This is a genomic window from Psychrobacter sp. UBA2514 (genome assembly GCF_002341255.1).
Lineage (GTDB): Bacteria > Pseudomonadota > Gammaproteobacteria > Pseudomonadales > Moraxellaceae > Psychrobacter > Psychrobacter pacificensis.
This window is the reverse complement of sequence record NZ_DDNS01000017.1, coordinates 1-14,839: the sequence shown is the minus strand read 5'-3', so window position 1 is coordinate 14,839 and position 14,839 is coordinate 1. Positions and strand designations below refer to the sequence as shown.

Annotated in this window: 13 protein-coding genes; 6 read left to right on the top strand and 7 right to left on the bottom strand. The window is 43.0% G+C overall.

Annotated elements, in window-relative coordinates; all coding sequences use genetic code 11:
• The first annotated feature begins 64 nt into the window (after positions 1-64).
• Entirely contained in the window at positions 65-1,951 is a 1,887-nt protein-coding gene (locus tag B3V51_RS06045) for a monovalent cation:proton antiporter-2 (CPA2) family protein (RefSeq protein ID WP_071003060.1), read from the top strand.
• 23 nt (positions 1,952-1,974) lie between these two features.
• Here B3V51_RS06045 and B3V51_RS06040 read toward each other — a convergent pair whose 3' ends face one another.
• Entirely contained in the window at positions 1,975-2,904 is a 930-nt protein-coding gene (locus tag B3V51_RS06040) for a DUF2628 domain-containing protein (protein ID WP_286708109.1), read from the bottom strand.
• 193 nt (positions 2,905-3,097) lie between these two features.
• Here B3V51_RS06040 and trmB point away from each other — a divergent pair, with 193 nt between their 5' ends.
• The 3 genes from trmB (at position 3,098) to B3V51_RS06025 (ending at position 7,164) form a co-directional block, all read left to right on the top strand.
• Positions 3,098-3,937: a tRNA (guanosine(46)-N7)-methyltransferase TrmB gene (gene trmB, locus B3V51_RS06035; RefSeq protein ID WP_286708108.1), complete on the top strand. Its 840-nt coding sequence runs from the start codon at positions 3,098-3,100 to the stop codon at positions 3,935-3,937.
• Between the two features lie 1,036 nt (positions 3,938-4,973).
• Positions 4,974-6,026: a recombinase RecA gene (recA, locus tag B3V51_RS06030; protein WP_071003057.1), complete on the top strand. Its 1,053-nt coding sequence runs from the start codon at positions 4,974-4,976 to the stop codon at positions 6,024-6,026.
• Between the two features lie 52 nt (positions 6,027-6,078).
• Positions 6,079-7,164: a regulatory protein RecX gene (locus B3V51_RS06025; protein ID WP_212564217.1), complete on the top strand. Its 1,086-nt coding sequence runs from the start codon at positions 6,079-6,081 to the stop codon at positions 7,162-7,164.
• 90 nt (positions 7,165-7,254) lie between these two features.
• On the opposite strand, the gene B3V51_RS06020 is transcribed toward B3V51_RS06025, so the two are convergent.
• The 6 genes from B3V51_RS06020 to B3V51_RS05995 form a co-directional block, all read right to left on the bottom strand.
• On the bottom strand, positions 7,255-7,968 hold the full coding sequence (locus B3V51_RS06020; protein ID WP_212564216.1) for a YidB family protein: 714 nt from the start codon (positions 7,966-7,968) through the stop codon (positions 7,255-7,257).
• 255 nt (positions 7,969-8,223) lie between these two features.
• The gene (locus tag B3V51_RS06015; RefSeq protein WP_212564215.1) at positions 8,224-8,673 is read right to left on the bottom strand and encodes a hypothetical protein; all 450 of its coding nucleotides are present in this window, start codon (positions 8,671-8,673) and stop codon (positions 8,224-8,226) included.
• Between the two features lie 52 nt (positions 8,674-8,725).
• Positions 8,726-9,007 carry a succinate dehydrogenase assembly factor 2 gene (locus tag B3V51_RS06010; protein WP_058024586.1) on the bottom strand — a complete coding sequence of 94 codons (282 nt, stop codon included), beginning with the start codon at positions 9,005-9,007 and terminating at the stop codon, positions 8,726-8,728.
• A 94-nt stretch (positions 9,008-9,101) separates the two neighbouring features.
• On the bottom strand, positions 9,102-10,025 hold the full coding sequence (folP, locus tag B3V51_RS06005) for a dihydropteroate synthase (protein ID WP_212564214.1): 924 nt from the start codon (positions 10,023-10,025) through the stop codon (positions 9,102-9,104).
• A 164-nt stretch (positions 10,026-10,189) separates the two neighbouring features.
• Complete coding sequence (gene ftsH, locus B3V51_RS06000) at positions 10,190-12,085, bottom strand: ATP-dependent zinc metalloprotease FtsH (protein WP_212564213.1); 1,896 nt, start codon at positions 12,083-12,085, stop codon at positions 10,190-10,192.
• 401 nt (positions 12,086-12,486) lie between these two features.
• Complete coding sequence (locus B3V51_RS05995) at positions 12,487-13,119, bottom strand: RlmE family RNA methyltransferase (protein WP_071003051.1); 633 nt, start codon at positions 13,117-13,119, stop codon at positions 12,487-12,489.
• Positions 13,120-13,453: 334 nt separating this feature from the next.
• Between B3V51_RS05995 and B3V51_RS05990 the strand changes: the two genes are divergently transcribed.
• Positions 13,454-13,765, top strand: coding sequence for a YhbY family RNA-binding protein (locus B3V51_RS05990; RefSeq protein WP_058024582.1), 312 nt, complete (start codon positions 13,454-13,456; stop codon positions 13,763-13,765).
• A 259-nt stretch (positions 13,766-14,024) separates the two neighbouring features.
• A complete protein-coding gene (locus tag B3V51_RS05985) occupies positions 14,025-14,750 on the top strand; it encodes a hypothetical protein (protein WP_186473719.1) in 726 nt (241 codons plus the stop codon).
• Positions 14,751-14,839 lie beyond the last annotated feature (89 nt).

Here is a 14,839-nt window from a genome sequence, read left to right as displayed (position 1 = left end):
GAGTCTAATTTTAGTTATACCCGTTTTAAATTGCTTATTTTGTCCTAATTTCTGAGGATTCCAGATGTTCGCTGCCGCCGCCGGCTCACCAAATTTAATGTTACAGGCCACTATCTTTTTGGGAGCAGCGCTGCTCTTTGTTCCCCTTGGTAAACGCTTCGGTATTGCAACGGTCCTAGGCTACCTCATCACAGGGCTTATATTGGGTCCAAGCGGTTTGGATGTGGCGGGTGATGCTGAAAGTCTACTGCACTTTTCAGAGTTTGGCGTGGTCATGCTGCTATTTATCATCGGGCTTGAGCTGCAGCCATCGCGGCTTTGGGCGCTGCGTCGCTCTATATTCGTTCTTGGCGGTCTACAGGTTGGGCTGACTGGTACACTATTGATGGGGCTATTGCACCATTTTTTCGCCTTACAGCTAGATACTGCTTTTATCGTTGGCTTTGGTTTAGCACTCTCCTCGACCGCTTTTGTGCTACAGATATTGACCGAAAAACAGCAACTTTCGAGCACACATGGCCGCGAAGCTTTTACTATCTTACTATTCCAAGATATCGCGGTTATTCCTTTATTAGCAGTCATTCCGTTTTTATCAGGGGTTCGTGAGCAAAGCTACGATTTACTGTACTTTGGGAAAGTATTCGCAGTCTTTGCTGGTCTCATTTTTGCCAGTCGTTATGTGGTTCGACCATTCTTTAAGTTTGTGGCCTCAAGCGGTGCTTCAGAACTACTAACGGCGGTCGCGTTATTTATCGTCATGGGCGTGTCTATTTTGATGGGTCAAATTGGTCTATCAATGGCACTAGGTGCATTTTTGACAGGGGTGTTGTTAGCTGACTCTGAGTATCGTCACGAGTTAGAAGCCAGTATCGAGCCGTTTAAAGGATTGCTATTGGGTCTATTTTTCATGTCAGTCGGTATGCTCACTGACGTCAAACTCATTTTGGCCAAGCCGATATTTATCATTGGCTGTGCCCTCGCTTTAATGTTTATCAAATTTGCAGTGATTGCAGCCATTGCCAAAGTATCTGGCAACCGCTGGCCAACCAGTATCAGATTGGGTGTGACCTTGGCGCAAGGCGGTGAGTTTGCCTTTGTTCTGTTCAGTGTCGCCACCGCCCAAAGTGTCTTACGTCCTGATCTTGCCAATACGCTAAACCTTGTTGTTACGATCTCAATGGCACTGACACCATTAGCCTTTTTGTTGTTAGAAAAAATAGGCGAACCATTATTTGCCAAACGCAAACCAAGTCGAGAATACGACACCATTCCCGATCATGAGCATCAGGTAATTATCGCAGGCTTTGGCCGAGTCGGTCAGATCATTGGTCGTGTGCTTCGTATGCATAATATTGAATTTACAGCCATTGAACGTTCTGCCAACCGAGTAGATTTCGTGCGTAAATTTGGTAACCAAGTCTATTACGGCGATCCAAAAAACCCTGAGATTCTACGAGCTGCCGGTATTCAAAAGGCGCGTGTCTTTATTTTGGCCATTGATGATTTAGAGCGCTCCATCACTACCGCTCAGTATTTACGCAAAAACTATCCTGAGCTGATTGTATTAGCCAGGGCGCGGGATCGTCAGCATTACTACCGCTTACGCGAAGTTGGTGTGCGTCACATTTGGCGTGAGACTTACTTGTCCTCTTTAGACATGTCGCGTGAATCGCTACAGCTACTCGGTATCTCTCCGGAAAAAGCTCGAGAGACAGTAAAAACATTCCGTGATTATGATGATGACTTAATTGAGCGTCAGCAAGCCATTTACGATGATGAAGCCAGCATGATTGAGTCTGCACAATCAGCGATGGCAGAGCTTGAAAGCCTATTTGATGAAGATATCGGCAAAGCACGCAAGATGGATTTGACCGATTTCTACGAAGCCTTAAAGAGCCAAGCGACGCCAGTTGACGAACCACACGATACCGCAACAGACTCTAAACACTAGCAAAAACTAGATAGGTATAGCCCCTAGTCAGATAGACAGTTTTTAGGGGCTTGTTTTTTATTTAGTGAGCTTGTGCAATCCCAGTTATCACTGTCTGGTATATGATAAAAAACCAATGTCTGCTCGTTCAGATAGCGGATTGGAAATGTCACGTTCTGGATCGTAGCAATCACCGCGCAATCCGTCTCTAGCACACCAGCCGCTTGACTATCGACATGCATACGTACCTGTTGCTGCTCGGTACTGAGTGGCAAATCTACAGGACACCGCCCAGTCTGCTGATAAATCAACGCTACTCGGTTTTGGGCATTTTTGGCAATGTCATAAGCAACAAATAGCACCTCATTTTCTTTTGGTTTGGCGATAATAGGTAAAAACTGCACCTTAATGACCAATAATGCAAAGGCGAAAAAACCAAACCCCAATGCTAAGCCAAATAAACTGACGCCGCCTTCTTTTTTCAAATGCGCTTGTTGTGCCGCCTCATCACGTGGATAATCGTTAATCGCATCCGCGATCTCACGTCGCGCCATCCGGTAATAATATGCATCTGTCCAGCGTGCCACCATAGCAGACCAAAACAACCAAATAATCGCAGCAATACCGATCCGCGTCGCCATTTGATAAACGTCTGGCACATAAGACATCGCCACAAACTCAAAGGCAACAAGCACAATGGCGACATTAAGCTGAATAAATGACCATCCTGCCACGCTATACACAATGGCATCCATATAGCGTTTACGGTATAACAGCCAAGGAAACGTCATAAAAAATGCAGCCCAATGCCATTTTGGCGACAGATAGCCTTGCTGATCAAACTGCTCAAAGCGCTTGAGATAATAGCGCTGGGTACGATCACCGATAAACCATTGATCCAGTTGCTTGCGTTTAGCAGGTGTTAATGACTCTTGATAAAACGGTGGCGGTGAATCCGTCTCAATAAATAGCATGGCAATACGCTCTACTGACTCTAAAAAACATCCTTAACGATGACACTATGATAACGCTAAAACCCATATCTAGGATAGAGAAACGACAGAACTGAGCAGCAAACGCGCTAAAATAAGATTGTACGTTCACAGTTGTATGGATTTGACTTATAATGAGTCAACATCACCCACTTAATTAAGCCTTACAAATCCTATGAGTCAACATTCTGATATCAATGACACCATCAACAGCCTTGACACTACTGATGAGCAAACCTCTAATAATACTAGTGCGCCTATCGATACGGATACAAACGCTAGACATGAGATAGAACCTGGCTCTGACAAACATATCCGCATCGTTAATACTTTTATGAAGCGGCGTACGCACATGAACAAAAACGCCGAGCTAGCACTTACCGCGCCAGAGTTTTCTGAGTATCTGGTCAATAACAGTTTCGGCGATGGCGATCTTTCAGGTATTGATGATTTGCGAGCATTGTTCGCTGATAGTCCAAATGGTTCTGACGCACCGCTGACCTTAGAGATTGGTTTTGGTTTGGGTGATTCATTTATCGAGATGGCAGCCGCAGAGCCCGCGCGCAATTTTGTTGGTGTCGAAGTGCATGAGCCAGGTATTGGTAAATGCGCTTATATGGCAGGAACGCAGAACTTGAGCAATGTCAAAATCATCAATGGCGATGCTATTCAATTGCTGAAGCAACTACCAGAAAATCATATTGACCGTATCCAGCTTTACTTCCCTGATCCATGGCAAAAGAAGCGTCATTACAAGCGCCGTTTTGTCAGTCCTGAGCGTATGGTTATCGTTACGCGCAGTCTAAAACAAGGCGGCTGGTTTCATACAGCCACGGATTGGGAGCACTATGCATTTTGGATGGTTGAGGTATTGGATGGTTTTGCTGGATTAACCAACAAAGCAGGCGCAGGCAACTTCACCGACCGTCCTAACTTTCGTCCAATGACCAAATTTGAGCGCCGCGGTCTTGAGCGTGGTCACGGGGTCTGGGATTTGATCTATATCAAAGACTAGCAAACACAATCTTGCTATCGATAATTTTGACAAAGCGGCTATTCTATTTAGCCGCTTTTTTATGCCCGTTTATAAGCTTGCTATCACAGCAATAAATATGCTTGGCGGGTCGTTGGTTGCTTTTATCTCGTCATACTCTTGACTTCAAAGCCCTATAGTATGGTAATACGTGGAAGAATCACAAATTGTAATTATGTGAAACATAGCGCTTAGAGCACAGTTTGTCGACGAAAAATCATCTTCAACGCTTAATACTGGAAGCTTGCAATATATAACCTATACACGCAAGCATAGATACCATAAGGGCTTCAAGAGTTCTCCCCATAAGCTGTGGATAACCCTGTGTATAAGTGACCACTTGACAACCATGTGCCTAGGTAACTTAAAGGTTAAGATAAAATCGTTCATTTTTTGTACAATTTAAAAATCATTTAAAAACAATAACTTATATTAAATATAAAGCCATAAAAAATTATTTTAAATATTTTAAAAAATAATTTAGCCGTTTATAATGTTTCACAACCAGTAAAAATGAGTACATTATTTGCTGTGGACAACTCATAAGTCTATTGACAAACATAGCTGTTATCAAGTTCAAAAACACATTTGAACAGATGGCTATCTTCGTGAATCCTCACTCTTATATCGTACGACATTCAGTGTCGTTTAGCGTCGTCCAAGCCTCAATATCGCGCTTGGATTTTGTTATAATTACTCTATCGAATCAATAGCACTACAGAGATTCAGATAGCTATTAGTCGTTAATATTCGACTCAAAAGCTATTGTAACTGTGATTGATTATGAACTTATTTTTATTTCTCTCGTTATTTAATTTTACTGTATAGTAGAGCGATATCTCGATATTACTACTGATAGCAGTCATATGACAACCTGTGTATTTAAACCAGTTGTCAGAGCGCGAATAGCTATATGATTTATCTTATTAGCGCTGCTCAGTATGCACCAGTTATCACTCTTAGACGTATAAATCTTTTATCTATAGCGCCAAATCAATTATCAAAAAAGGAATCCAGTATGGACGACAATAAAGCCAAAGCCCTCAAAGCGGCATTAGGTCAAATTGAAAAGCAATTTGGTAAAAATACCATCATGCATCTGGGTGATGATTCAGCCATTCTTGATGCCGATGTGGTCTCAACAGGTTCTCTTGGTCTAGATATCGCACTTGGTATTGGTGGATTGCCGAAGGGCCGTATCATCGAGATCTACGGCCCTGAGAGCTCAGGTAAAACCACAATGACCTTGCAAGCAATCGCGGAGTGTCAAAAACAAGGCGGCACCTGTGCATTTATCGATGCTGAGCATGCGCTTGACCCTGTGTATGCACGCAAGCTAGGCGTCAATACCGACGACTTATTACTGTCACAGCCTGATAACGGTGAGCAAGCGCTTGAAATTACTGACATGCTCGTGCGTTCAGGCGCAATCGATATGATCGTTGTTGACTCGGTTGCTGCCTTGACTCCGCGTGCAGAAATTGAAGGCGAGATGGGCGACTCACATATGGGCCTACAAGCGCGTCTGATGAGCCAAGCGCTACGTAAGATTACTGGTAATGCTAAACGCTCTAATTGTATGGTTGTGTTTATTAACCAAATCCGTATGAAAATTGGTGTTATGTTTGGTAGCCCAGAGACTACAACTGGTGGTAATGCCCTTAAATTCTACGCCTCTGTACGTATGGACATTCGCCGCATTGGTGCGGTCAAAAATGGCGATGACATCATCGGTAACCAAACTCGTGTTAAAGTCATCAAGAACAAAATGGCACCGCCGTTCCGCCAAGCTGAGTTTGAGATTACTTATGGCGAAGGTACCAACCACTTGGCCGAAGTGATTGACTTGGGTGTCGAGATTGGTGCCGTTGGCAAGGCAGGTTCTTGGTACAGCTATGGCGATGAAAAAATCGGTCAAGGTAAAGCCAACTCTGTGCTTTTCTTAAAAGAAAACCCTGCTATCGCCAAAGAGATCGAAGATAAAATTCGTGATGAAAAGCTTGGTAAGAAAAAAGATAGCAAAGCGCCTGAAACTGACGATGTAGAACTGGCACCTGACTCTGTACAATAATGGTTCACTAGTAACCATTATCAGTAGCTGCTATAAATAATCATGACTTATTATGAAAATTAAAACATTGGCTGAAATCTTAGCTGAGTCGGAAACCGGCTCAGCTAGTTCTGTTGATAGCAAACGAAAAAAACCTACTAAACACTCCTATCAAAACACATCTAACAAATCAGGTAAATCTAGCAAGCTTTCTAAAGTCCCAGATCAAGTTCATTCAAGCACTAGTGAGCCTACTGTTGACACATCATATTTTGAAGAATCTTCTGCTAAGATAAAAAAAAACTCTAAATCCAAAAAACGTAAAAAACGCTTTCATCCAGCGGCTACCTTTACTGCTGAGCCAAGCGATACACCTGCTTATCAGCCACCTGAAGCACAAACCATCAAAGAGATGCTGGCCGAGGTCAAGAACAGCGTACATAGTGGTGATGCAGAGAATGACATAGCTGAAAACGACAACTATGCTCCCTCGTTTGAGCAATCAGAATGCGGAAGTGAACGTCCATCATTTGATGATAGTGCAGTAGAAAACCAAAACGATAATATACCAGCCGCGCTTAAAGCTTACCTGCGTACCCCAGAGCAAAAACAAGCAGAGATTGATGCTATCAAAGCTGAGAGCCGGCTACGTTGGCTTGCCTTCTATTACTTGTCACGACGCGAATACGGCAAAGCTGAGCTCAAGCAAAAGCTAATCGACAAAGAACAAGACCCAGAAAAAATAGATGCCCTACTTGATGAGTTTGAGGAAAAAGGCTATCAAAGTGACTACCGCACCACTCTTATGCTCATACGTGAGAATATCCGTAAAGGTCGGGGACGCGGGCGTATCAAGCAAGAGTTCTATCGTAAAAAAATCGCGATGCCAGGTAACATCGATGAATTGATTGATATGGCAAATAGCGACTCTGAAGAGTTTAGTGAGTTTGTAGATGATAGCTCAGACAGTCTGGTAGATGGGGTAGATTGGCTAAAACTGGCTGTGGTAGCCCGTACCAAAAAATACGGTGATGACCTACCTACTGAGCAAAAAGACAAAGCCAAACAACTGCGATTTTTGCAGTACCGAGGGTTCAATACAGATATCTGCTTTGCAGCACTCAACTACACAGTGGAAACCTTAGATGAGCGATTTTAAAACTTTAATACTACTATAATAGACATAAAAAAGAGCACGTCGTTAGACGCACTCTAAATTTATGACCCTAAGCTTTTTTAACTCAGTCTGTCACTTTAAAGTACCGAGACGATTAGATAGCTGGCTGATAATTTGATCAATCTCTTCGTTGGCTTCTACTTCATTATCTAAATTACCATTGGGCGTTAGCTGGTTCATTACCTCAGGTAGTAATTCAGCCAAACCTTGACGTACTTCTGTTTCGTTTGCACCCGTACGCGCTGCTACTTGTTGAATCTCACGCTCATCAAACAGCTGATTTATCTCATTTGGGTCCAAGTTCTCGTTGGCCTCATTCGTGCTCATCCAAGAACGTACTTGTTCAGCATGGCCCATACCAGTAATTTTCGATAGTGCACCGCCGATACCGCCATTACGCTTGATCCAGCTCAGCACCATTGGCATAAGGACAGCGATAAGCATCCCCTTACCACCAAAGCCACTACTGTTACGCTGACCCCCTAGTACACTGCCTAAAATATCTCCCAGTCCACCAGCGCCTGAGCTGACGCTACCACGCTGATTACCACCAGCCAGACCACCAATGATATCATCTAAACCAAAACCATTATCTGGATTACGATCGTATTGCTGCGGATTGTAGCCACCTGCTTGATTACCGCTGCCCAATACGCTGCCTAGTATATCGCCCAAGCCACCTGTACGACGTGGATTGATACGTTGATTCACTGGATAGCGTTGAGCATCCTCTGGATTCATCGCACTACGGGCCACTTGGCTCACTAAATTCCCTAATAAACTCATGATCTCTTCCTCTTTTTGTCATATTATTTATCATAAGAACCTACTGCTTAATCCTATAAATACTTGCTTTTCGCTTGTATAAATTTGAGAAATGAGACAGTCGGTTTATGTGCTTTGTTATTGACTTTTAATATAACAAAACTCTTTGGAGACCAAGATAGGTATTTTGTTATGACATGTAGGCATTCGTAAGCCTATAACAGATGAGTAAGACTAAATAGAAACGTGAAGATCAATCAGTATATTTTACCCTGTTTAATCCTTATTAATATTGGCTAAAACACTAAGCGTTCGCCATTCCTCTGGGCTTACTTGATCACAAAATATGGTGATAGATAGAGGGCGCTGATAAGGCTCTACTATGTTGAACTCAAGATTTATCGCCCATTGATAGTAATGTGTAGAGAGTAGCTGTGCTTGCCACAGCTCATCGCCTCGACTTGTCTGAATCAACAACTGCCACTGTTTATCCATACGTTGATCAAGTGGTGGCTGACTCAGATGTCGTAGTGTCAAACGTGTCAGAAATAAATAGCCAACAATGGCTAGCGAGACAGTCAAAACCAGCAAATATTGCCACCATGCCAAAGCCGCAAGCCACGCTAAGACAATCATGATCGCAGTTAAACCCACATAGAGCAGCCAGCGTAGCCGACTGGTAGAATGAATAGCTGTATCAATGCGCAGCGCCGTTGCTAGGGTCATATGGGCGCGCCATGAGAAATCATCAGTATTGTGCCTATCAAATACAGAGCCTCTAAACCAAGTCTTTGGTGTGTCGCCATGTTTTTATTTTATTAACGAGTGCCCATATATCATCCTCTGCTGGACGATTTTGATTGGTAAAATAATCCAATAGATCCGGGTCCTCATGGGTGAGCATTTGGGCAAAGGTCTCTTGCTCAGCAGAATCTGCTGTCAGATACAGCTCTTTGACATAAGGATCGATATAAAAATCTAACTCTTTCAAGCCGCGACGAGCTTGATAAATAATACGGCGCTGCTCATTGGTCGGTTCTGGCTGAGTGATACTGGTCATAAAGATACTCTCTTTCATTTCAATAGTTTTTGATGTGGTATTCAATCATAGTGGAAAATTAGATTGTAGATATTGTATTTATCACGGTGTAGCTTTATCGAGTATTTGTATTAATAATACAATGCTCATGATGGTACGCTGATAATTGACTCCATAGTGCCACTGCTTGCTGCATCATGTCTACATTATGCGTGCGAATGATGCTGGCACCTTGTTGTAGCGCAAATATCCCAGCAGCAGTCCCTACTGCGTCTCGTTCTATCGCTTGAGTGGTCTGTACTGTTTTGACACCACTATTGGTCAATACCTCTGCTAAAAAGCGCTTACGTGAAATACCAAACATCATTGGCAAACCCAATACCTGTAAGCTGTCTAACTGACTTAATAAAGCACAATGATGCTCATAGTTTTTGGCAAAACCAAAACCTGGATCAATAATAATATTTTCCTGCTTAACCCCAAGGCGCGTTACCTCTTTGATACGTGTGGTCAGTTCTGTGCTCACTTCATCAATCACATTATCATACTGTGCCAGACTGTTCATCGTCGTTGGCTCACCGCGCATATGCATCAGCATGACAGGAATATCAAGGCTAGCGGCCAGTTCTGCAGCGCCAGTACGTTTTAACGCCCTGACATCGTTCCAAATATCAGCACCAGCATCAAACGCTGCCTGCGTGACCTCTGGGTTGCTGGTATCAATAGATAACCAAATATCATCTCCACAATGCTGGCGTATAGCTTGTACCACTGGCACAACCCGTTGTAGCTCTTCAGTAGTCGATACAGCATCTGCATTGGGGCGAGTAGATTCACCGCCAATATCAATAATAGTAGCACCGTTATCCATCATCTGCTGACAATGAGCAACGGCATTCTCTACCGCATTAAACCGCCCACCATCCGAGAATGAATCTGGCGTTACATTCAAGATACCCATGATATGCGGCTCAGACAAATTCAAGGTTTTATTACGGCTCGATATTTTATAGTTGGGTAAAGGCTGAAATAATGACATGACCGATCCATCATAAATAAGTTGTATAAAATAGCTCGAGAGTTCGTTATCTGTGCTTATGATACCAGTAAATCTTATGACGTCCTAAGCCCTTAAAAGAATGATGACAATAAAAAGGCCCTTTATGATAAAGGGCCTTTTATTAAACTTCAATCAGAACTGCCTTACATCGCTGGTAATGGTGGCGGTGTAGAAGTAGTCGTCTTAATGTCATTTTTTGACAAATTGACTTCGTTATGTTGATAGACTCTTGGTGGACGCGGTTCTTCACCTGCTAGAATATCTTGCAGTTGGTCACGGTCGATGGTTTCCCAATTCATGAGCGCTTCAACCATTGCATGCATTTTATCTTGATTGGCTTCAATCAATTCGCGAGCGATATCGTACTGCTCTTCTAGCATACGGCGCACTTCTTCATCAACCTTTTGCTGCGTGGCTTCTGAAATCGTACGACCACCACCGCCAAAGTATCCTTGCGAGCTGTCATCATCTTCATACACCATGATACCTAGTGCATCAGACATACCGTACTTGGTTACCATGGCGCGTGCCATTTTGGTTGCACGTTCAAAATCATTTGAAGCACCTGTTGACATCTGATTAATAAAGACTTCTTCAGCAATACGACCACCGAACAAAATCGCAATGTCGCTTAACATCTTAGATTTATACATGCTGGTTTGATCGTGCTCAGGCAGCTGCCAAGTAACACCAAGCGCAAAACCACGAGGCATGATAGTGACCTTATGCACCGGATCTGTACCTGGCAGTAGTTCAGCTACTAGCGCATGACCCGCTTCGTGATACGCGGTCGCACGGCGCTCTTCTTCGCGTATCACCATAGATTTGCGCTCAGGACCCATGTATAGCTTGTCTTTTGCATCTTCAAAATCATTCATGTCGACGCTGTTTTTGTTACGACGCGCGGCAAACAAGGCTGCTTCGTTTACAAGGTTAGCAAGCTGTGCACCACTGAACCCTGGCGTACCACGAGCAAGAGAACCTGCATCGACACTGATGGTGTTCGGCAACTTTCTTAAGTGTACTTTTAAGATTTGCTCACGGCCTTTGATATCTGGCAAGCCCACTTGAACCTGACGGTCAAAACGACCTGGACGCAATAATGCTTTATCAAGCACGTCAGCACGGTTGGTTGCAGCAATAACGATAACACCTTCATTGCCTTCAAAACCATCCATCTCAACCAATAATTGGTTCAATGTCTGCTCACGCTCGTCGTTACCGCCGCCCATGCCAGAGCCACGATGACGACCGACTGCATCAATCTCATCAATAAAGATAATACAAGGGGCGCTCTTTTTCGCTTGCTCAAACATGTCGCGTACACGTGATGCACCAACACCAACAAACATCTCAACAAAATCAGAACCTGAAATTGAGAAGAACGGTACTTTAGCTTCACCAGCAATGGCTCTTGCTAACAATGTCTTACCCGTACCCGGTGGACCTACCATCAAGATACCACGAGGAATCGTTGCACCAAGTTTGGTAAATTTATCCGGATCACGTAAAAAGTCAACCACTTCAACGACTTCTTCTTTGGCTTCTTCACAACCAGCCACGTCTTCGAAGTTCACCTTGATTTGGTCTTCCGTCAGCATTTTGGCTTTTGACTTACCAAAGCTCATTGGGCCGCCGCCTTTACCGCCTGCACCGCCCTGCATATTACGCATAAAGAATAAAAACAGACCAATAATCAGTAAAATTGGGAAACTGGCTATCAGTAGTTGCATCAATACGCTTTGGCGCTTTGGTGCGGTCCCTTGGACTTCGACTTGGTTCTCACGTAGCATTGGCATCAACTGGTCATCTGACACAGCCGGTCTAATGGTCTCAAAAGATGAGCCATTTTTCTTTTCGCCGGTGATCTGTTCGCCGTCAATTTCGACACTGGCTACTTGGTTTTCTGACACAGCGGTCACAAACTCAGAGTAGTTAAGGTTATCTGGCTCAGATGATTGATCAAAGCCGCTAAACACCAGCACTAAAACGCCGATTACCACCAGCCACAATAAGGTATTTTTTACCATGTCGCTCACTAGTTATTCCCATCCCTTACTTATTGGTGTGTTTACTAAACACGTGACGTCTATAAACGTATTGCTCATTTTTAACGAGTATCCCGATAATAAAAAGCTGCTAAATTAAATTTATATGATTTACAGGTAGCATAAAAATTGCTTTTATAAATAATCAGTATGAGATAAACATAGATATACGATCATTGAGCTTGTAAAACGCTTATTATCAGACGACTTTGTCTAAAACGTATGCTAAAAACAAAGGTAATATACCATGATATATGGCGCTAACCTGCATAATTCAAGCAGGTTTCACGATTATTCAGTTAATGAATGTAGCGCTTTTTATACGACCATAATGATAGTTTATGGTGACTGATTAACTCGCTTACAATAGCAGCAACTCATTGATGTTAAAACTATTTAATCGCCACCCAAAACATCTCTTTTGAGCGCGGACGTGACGCACCTGGTTTTATACTACGAATCTTACTAAAATCCTGCTGCATCTGCTTGCGTAATTCTTGTGTGCCTTCGCCCTGAAACACTTTCATAATAAGTGCGCCACCTTTTGGTAAGGTTGATAAAGCAAAGTCCACTGCCAGCTCGCATAAGTACATCATACGCGGCTGATCGATAGCGCTATTCCCCGCCGTATTGGGTGCCATATCAGACAATACCACGTCGACTTGCCTATCGCCTACTTCTGCCATAATGGCGTCAAACACTTCAGCTTCACGAAAATCACCCTGAATAAAGGTAACATTAGGCAAAGCATCCATGGGCAAAATATCAGAGGCAATCAAGATACCGTCGTCACCAACCAACTGTCCCGCTACTTGAGACCAACTGCCAGGCGCACTACCCAAATCTACCACCGTCATGCCTTTTTTAATCAGGTTGGTTTTTTCGTTAATCTCTAATAATTTATAAGCGGCACGGGCACGGTAGCCATCTTTTTGAGCCTTTTGTACATAATGATCGTCAATATGCTCTTTCATCCAAGCACTGCTGCTCTTTGATAGTTTTTTGTTTTCGATACGCGTGGCCAAAATACCTGCTCCTATTGCTTTACTCAATCTAGCTGCTTTAATTGCGCTATCACTTACAAACTGATACTAATCCGTTGCGGATTATTCTAAATACGGTGTTAATCAGATTTTTTATTCATGGTTGGTCGCAAACTGACCAAATTCTATTGGTTAAATGACTGTTTTATAAGGCAGTAGCGTTTATAATGTACCAAACATTCAGTTTAACATTTTCGTCACGTAAAATCGTGCAAAATCCTGCTGATCTCATGCAAGATGGTCACAGATTATCTATAATGCTCCATAACTGTTTTTGACAGTACCATTTTTATTTTTACCAACACCTAGGAATTCTATGCAACTCGATAACGCTACCATCAAACGTCTAAAAGGCATCGGTCACGAGCTAAAGCCTATCGTTATGATCGGCAACAAGGGTATTACCCCAACCATTACCGAAGAGATTGATCGCGCGCTAACAGATCATGAGCTTATCAAAGTAAAACTGCCTGCTGGCACCAAAGAAGAGCGCGACATCGTTGGCGCTGAACTTGCTAAAGCAGCTAATGCGTCTTTGGTCCATTCCATTGGACGTATGGCATTATTGCTACGCCAAAACCCAAATGCCAACCCTAAACTGTCTAACCTAGCACGTCACGCGCAGTAATATGTCATGACAAGCTTTGCTTGAATAACAGTAGGCCGCATCAGCTTAAATAATGACGGTAACTATAAAAGCCGCGATGCATCTTGCTCGCGGCTTTTGTCTTGTCTGCTGGTTTTGGATCTGCTTAGTGTGTCGTATCAGCCTAGGGCATATCCCTATTTAAAAATGGTGATAAACGTTTGAATTCGGGGTGCACCCTAGTTATTCCGTTTAATCTTTTACCATTAATTTTTAAAAGTATTATAGAGTTTGATAAATAATGAACCAATTTTTTAATCTTGTTATAGCCGCCGAGACGCTAGAAAAAGACGCACAGCAACTGGACGTGACGGTAGAAGCATTACAGCGTATTTGTGTCAAGGTGAACGCTAAGATCGTTCGACAGCCAGTATTACAATTACAGTTAACCTATCAAATTACTTTACCCAGTCAAATATTAGCCAATCAATTGGTTTGGCCAACTTGGCAGCAAACCCGAGTAGGATTTGCTGATTATCTGTGGGAAGAGACTTGCCTTGAATGCTTTATCACGGGTGACACTCTAAGTGATGAGGCTGCTACTGAGATTCAAGACGCTGAACCTTACATTGAGATTAATGCCAACCCTGATGGCCGCTATGCACTCTATAATTTTAAAAGCTATCGTCAACCTGCCACATTGCCACCAGCACCTTTATACGAGACTGATGGACACACACGTGCCTCTATTGAGTGGACGGATAATATAAATACACAGGACATAATACAGAAATCGTTGTTTGACAAATCACCAGCAGCGTATTCCATTCATCGCTTCGAGCGAGGCTTTAACGTTCCTCTGGTCGAACTTCCTAATCAAAAATACGCCATTGCAAATACGATTATTGAGCAGATACATCCTTGTGTTATTTTACAGCTCGGTAAGACCGCTTTATATTTTGCCTCTCAGCACGCCTCCCCGCCTGATTTCCATAATCGCCACTATTGGCCAAAATTTGCACTTTGATTTACTTTTATGATCTGCACTCACTTAGATACAGTTATTATTAGATATCATTAGGGCGTATTGAACATTCGCAAATAGGCACTGCTGAT